Source organism: Sulfitobacter sp. R18_1, from assembly GCF_017743915.1.
In the GTDB taxonomy this organism is placed as follows: Bacteria; Pseudomonadota; Alphaproteobacteria; order Rhodobacterales; family Rhodobacteraceae; genus Sulfitobacter; species Sulfitobacter faviae.
In genome coordinates this window covers 1-1,731 of record NZ_JAGHRG010000035.1, presented here as the reverse complement: position 1 = coordinate 1,731, position 1,731 = coordinate 1, and the positions used below count along the sequence as shown (strand labels likewise).

The window sequence follows — 1,731 nt, the reverse complement described above, 5'->3', positions numbered from 1 at the left end:
GCTAACCTTTTGGGGGCAGCGGACCACGGTAGGATCAGCGACTGGGGTGAAGTCGTAACAAGGTAGCCGTAGGGGAACCTGCGGCTGGATCACCTCCTTTCTAAGGATGTTCCTAGCCAGTTGAGCACGCTCAACTCGTGGAACACTTAGCAGATCGGCAAACAAAGCCGGTCAATATATAGAACCGAGCCGTCCTCATATCTCTTCAGAAATAGAACACGGGCTACCGCCCGTATGGGTCGGTAGCTCAGGTGGTTAGAGCGCACGCCTGATAAGCGTGAGGTCGGAGGTTCAAGTCCTCCTCGACCCACCATCGCTTCTGCAGTTGCAGAACCCCTTTGGGGCCTTAGCTCAGCTGGGAGAGCGCCTGATTTGCATTCAGGAGGTCAGGAGTTCGATCCTCCTAGGCTCCACCATGAATTCTCTTGCCCCCTTTGATCCGTACGGATTAAAAGAAGGCATGAAGATTTGTGCGATCACAATGGTTTACCGCGATTATTGGGCGTTATCACAATGGTACGCGCATTACTCACGGCACCTAGGTTCGGAGCATCTTTACATCGTGGCCCATGGTAATGATCCGAAGTTTTTTGAGCTTTGCCCACGGGCGAATGTGATCACGGTGCCGCGGGATGACCTGACTGGTTTCGATCGGGTTCGTGGACAGCTGCTGAACGGCCTTCAGGACGGATTGGGTGCGCTATACGACTGGGTTGTCCGCACGGATGCGGACGAGTTGATATGTTTTGACCCGGAACGTTACGCAAGTTTCAGCGACCTGTTCGCCTCGCGCAAGAGAGCGTCTGCACTCTTTGCTTTGGGAATGAATCTCGCTGAAATGGAGGGCGATCCTACGCTAACTGCACAGGATAATGTCTTGCACTACAGGCGTGATGCGCATTTCTCCGGGCACTACAGCAAAGCTTGGGCGGTTCGAGGTGGAACGCATTTGGTGCGCCATGGCATTCAAACTGCTCCTGAGCGTTTGGATGACACGTCATTCACCTTTCCCAAAGGTGTTTACTTGGTTCATCTCAAGTACGCGAACAGCGCTGCGCTGATTGATGCCAACCAGCATCGGACGCTTATTGGCAACGCTGGTAGCAAAGGTCTTCCCGGTAAAGCTTGGGCGCAGGCAGATCAAGATGCCTCCCGCTTTTACGCCGCTTTTCGCGGGTTGAAGGAGCTGGATTGGCCCTTGGCAGAGCGACGCGCCTATCGGCGGATCAAGCGCGATCCGGTTCGAGACGAGAAGCTGAACGTGCTGCGTGCCAGATCGGTAAAGTTCCCGTTTCGGACGACCCTCCCAAGGTGGTTCGAAAACTGCTGATAGATTAGATCAGCAAGAGCGCTACGGCGCTTTTGCTCGTCCAATCTGGACGTTTGCGTGGCATCCAGCGGATGCACGTGATTGACATCGTAAAGAGAGATACTAACAACATGTTTGATCTCACCGCGTTAGGTGATGATCTCAGTTGCTGCCCTTCGGGGCCGGTGTTTGACGGACTGTTTCCTCGGTCTTTCAAGCATATCGCGGCTGAAACGAATATGTTGTCCAAGTCAAGTACACTAACCAGAGCGGTGACGCTGCCTCCTGCACGGATGGCAGCTATCTGCATCGCTCATTGTCCAGACGACAGTCTGGGCGGGTAAAGTATGCTTTTGATGCAGAATAAGAGGATCAGTTTCTTACCAGCTTCTGATCTTCGCGCGAGGCGCTAAGTCTTGCTT

1 protein-coding gene, 2 tRNA genes and 1 rRNA gene are annotated in these 1,731 nt (G+C 53.7%); all 4 read left to right on the top strand.

Translation table 11 applies throughout. The annotated features are described in order from the left end of the window. A 16S ribosomal RNA gene (locus tag J7392_RS24100) occupies positions 1-100 on the top strand; the annotation flags it as partial. A 136-nt stretch (positions 101-236) separates the two neighbouring features. Next, positions 237-313, top strand: a tRNA-Ile gene (locus tag J7392_RS24095). A gap of 27 nt (positions 314-340) precedes the next feature. Then, positions 341-416 (top strand) — tRNA-Ala (locus J7392_RS24090). Then, positions 416-1,330, top strand: coding sequence for a glycosyltransferase family 2 protein (locus tag J7392_RS24085; RefSeq protein ID WP_209219847.1), 915 nt, complete (start codon positions 416-418; stop codon positions 1,328-1,330). Before J7392_RS24090 ends, J7392_RS24085 begins: the two co-directional genes overlap by 1 nt. Positions 1,331-1,731: the final 401 nt, after the last annotated feature.

What these genes read in the sequence shown, in the direction of transcription:
- J7392_RS24085 (WP_209219847.1), top strand. Translation starts at nt 416, where the DNA reads ATGAATTCTCTTGCCCCCTTTGATCCGTACGGATTAAAAGAAGGCATG.